The following is a 2,901-nucleotide window of genomic DNA, read 5'->3' as shown; positions in this document are numbered from 1 at the left end:
CTGGTGATGCGGGTGGTTCTATTGGAGTCCGTCATTCAGGATGGGGACCGAGTCCTGTTTACGGCCGAAGGTGGCCGCGGTATTGCCTCCTGGCGGGGGATGGCGCCCAAGTGGCCGGTGTCGCCGTCGATGTCGAGGTGGAAGTACACGAAGAGATCGACTGGAGTGAAATCGTGGTCGACCCGCAACCTGGAACGATCGTGGATGTTCTGGATCAAGCCATGGTGTTTCGCGGCGTCGTAGAGGATCTAGACAAGGACGGAGTCCTCACCCTCCGCTTCGGGAGTGGGATCGTGCTCGTCGACACCACTGGCGAGGCTCCGCTGGGTGTGGTTGGGCGGGACGTGAGCTTGACCGTTCGCGACATTGAGATCTACCCAACGGGCGTTTGAGCGGCGAATCCTGGGCGGAGGCGGCCCGGCTGGGTCGCCAGGTCCGGATCGATATTCCTGGCAAGTATGGCGGCTGGGCAATCATTAAACAGGTCCGTACCGTCTCGGCTGATCGGCCGCAGCCCGCTCTGTCGGTCACGGCCGGGCAGGATCGGAGATCGGGTTGTACACTTCGACCATGGCTATGCCTGCTCGCACAACCAAGCTTCACGCCACGGACGCCGAGATCGGACTTGCTGAAGCACGCTCACGCCTTGGCGAGCTGGTCAACCGCGTCCACGAGGGAAACGTCGTTTACCTCACCCGTAACGGCACGCCGACCGCCGCGATCCTGCCGATCGACGAGCTTCGTCGTCTCGTCGAGGCCGGGGAAGAGCTGGAGGATCTCCGGGCAGTTCTCGCCGCTGACCGCGAACGCGGCGAGGGCGAGACGGTCTCCTGGGACGGCTTGCAAGCCGAGCTTGAACGTTCGTGACATACAAGATCGAATAGTCGGCTGCCGCTGCCCGCCAGTTCCGCGGGCTGCCCCCACAGATCCAACAACGCCTGCGCCCAGTCATCAGCGGTCTCGTCGACAACCCCAGGCCGGTCGGCGTGAAAGCGCTCGAAGGCCGGCCAGGTGCGTTACGGATCAGGCTTGCCGACTATCGCGTGATCTACGAGGTGCATGACGACGTCCTACTCGTCCTCGTTGTCCGTGTCGCCCACCGTCGCGAGGTCTACCGCCGAATCTGATCCTATGCCATAGCCGGATGTTGGCCACGAGCCAGTGCCTGAGGTGCGTAAGCGGGGCTTGGCGGGCGCTGAGCCACTGTCGGCGCCACGTTATGTGATCATTCAGGGCGGGCTTGTTGGTCGTAGGAAGGTTTACGGCGACGTAAACTCGGCGATATGACGACCATGATGCGGGTGAGCCCCGAGACCAGGGATCGGGTGCTTCGGGTCGCCACCGAGGATTTCATGGGTGCCACTGCGGATGAAGCCGTGCGCCGGTTGCTTGACGAACACTGGCAGCTCAAGGCCGTTGCCGTGATGGACCGCTTCCGTGTGCAGGATCCTGACGGCTGGGCCGACTACCTGGTCGAAGCGGAAGCGTGGAGCGCGGCTGATGCCTCGGTCAACCAGGCATGGGATAAGACCGTTTGAGCGTGGGCGTCAGGCCCTGGGATGTATCGACATCCCAGGGCGGCAGCTGAAGGTCGGACACGCCCAACTTGCATGCGGCTCCCGCCCTGTGGCGGCTGCGGGCACGGGCAGGAGCGAGACCGCGATCCGTGCCCATCGCGCTAACGATCTGCCTTTACTTCGCGCCAGTTCTTGGTATCTTCGATGGCATGACTGTCATACCGTTCACCGATGCGCGAAACCGCCTGTCGGAACTCATTGATGAGGTGGAACGGACTCATGAGCGGGTGGAGATCACCCGCCATGGGCATGCCGTAGCGGTCCTGATCTCCCCCGATGACCTCGCGGCACTGGAGGAGACACTGGATGTGCTGGCGAGCCGGGAGGCGATGCGGCAACTCGCGGAGTCCCGAGAGGCAGTCGAGGCCGGCGATGTCCTCGACGCCGAGGAGCTCACCGTGCTCATGGCGAAACGGGCGCGGAGCGCTGAGCGGCATCGCACGACGTGAGCGAGGCCAGCGAGCCGTTCGAACTTCTGATCACCGGCCCCACGGCACGCGCTCTCGCCGGCCGATTGCCCGAAAAGATTGCGGTAGCCGTCCACGAGTTCATCACGACCACGCTCCTGGACAACCCTCACCGGCTCGGCAAACGCCTCCTGCTCCCACCATATGAGGGCACCTGGTCCGCTCGGCGGGGCAGCTACCGGGTGTTGTACAACATCGATGAGGAAAACCGCACCGTTACCGTGACCGCCGTCGAGCATCGGTCCGACGCGTACCGCTCACGCTGACCGGGAGACCTGACAGTCTGCTGCCGGACGAGCACCTGCTCGACTCCGCTACCCCAGCGCCGAACAGATCGTCCGGTCCGCCCGGACCTACGGCGTCACGTTGATCACCCTGGTCCTGCTCGACCAGTCCACCCAGGCCAGGGCCGCACAGGGCTACGACACGGCGAGCTTCTCCTTCGATGTCGACCAGCGACGCGGCACCTGCCCCGAGGGCAGGACCAGCGCGTCCTGGATCCCCTGCCGCCAGCGGGACACCGACGCGATCGTGGTGACCGGGGCGAGGACAATCTGCGGCCCCTGCCCGAAACGCGAGCTGTGCACGAAGGGCAGACAACGGCAGATCACTATCCGGGACCGTGACCTGAACGAAGCCCTCGCCGCCGCGCGGGCCGAGCAGACGACCGACGAGTGGAAGCGCCGCTACGCCACCCGGGCCGGGGTCGAGGGCACCATGCGCCAGAGCACCCACACTGCCGCTGGCAGACCCACCCTGCGCCCAGCTCAGCGGTCACCTTGGCGACGATCATCTCGACAGCCGCCATCTCGACGACCACTCGGCTCCCGGCACGGAGACAGATCTGCCAGGTGATG

The 2,901-nt window shown here is 64.9% G+C and carries 7 protein-coding genes; all 7 read left to right on the top strand.

All coding sequences use genetic code 11. The features are described 5' to 3' along the window. Positions 1-110 precede the first annotated feature (110 nt). Entirely contained in the window at positions 111-392 is a 282-nt protein-coding gene (locus MJ783_RS23085) for a hypothetical protein (protein WP_239313957.1), read from the top strand. A 184-nt stretch (positions 393-576) separates the two neighbouring features. Beyond that, on the top strand, positions 577-867 hold the full coding sequence (locus MJ783_RS23080) for a type II toxin-antitoxin system Phd/YefM family antitoxin (protein ID WP_239313955.1): 291 nt from the start codon (positions 577-579) through the stop codon (positions 865-867). A gap of 47 nt (positions 868-914) precedes the next feature. After that, entirely contained in the window at positions 915-1,127 is a 213-nt protein-coding gene (locus MJ783_RS23075) for a type II toxin-antitoxin system RelE/ParE family toxin (protein ID WP_308127843.1), read from the top strand. Positions 1,128-1,283: 156 nt separating this feature from the next. Then, complete coding sequence (locus MJ783_RS23070; protein ID WP_239313952.1) at positions 1,284-1,538, top strand: hypothetical protein; 255 nt, start codon at positions 1,284-1,286, stop codon at positions 1,536-1,538. A 128-nt stretch (positions 1,539-1,666) separates the two neighbouring features. After that, a complete protein-coding gene (locus tag MJ783_RS23065) occupies positions 1,667-2,026 on the top strand; it encodes a type II toxin-antitoxin system Phd/YefM family antitoxin (protein ID WP_239313949.1) in 360 nt (119 codons plus the stop codon). Next, positions 2,023-2,310: a type II toxin-antitoxin system RelE/ParE family toxin gene (locus MJ783_RS23060; protein ID WP_239313946.1), complete on the top strand. Its 288-nt coding sequence runs from the start codon at positions 2,023-2,025 to the stop codon at positions 2,308-2,310. The genes MJ783_RS23065 and MJ783_RS23060 overlap by 4 nt, the downstream gene beginning before the upstream one ends. A 100-nt stretch (positions 2,311-2,410) precedes the next feature. Then, complete coding sequence (locus tag MJ783_RS23055; protein WP_239313943.1) at positions 2,411-2,899, top strand: transposase; 489 nt, start codon at positions 2,411-2,413, stop codon at positions 2,897-2,899. Positions 2,900-2,901 lie beyond the last annotated feature (2 nt).

The organism is Protofrankia sp. Cj3, from assembly GCF_917627355.1.
GTDB lineage: Bacteria > Actinomycetota > Actinomycetes > Frankiales > Frankiaceae > Protofrankia.
The sequence above is the reverse complement of the archived record's forward strand: the minus strand, read 5'-3'. Positions and strand labels throughout refer to the sequence as shown.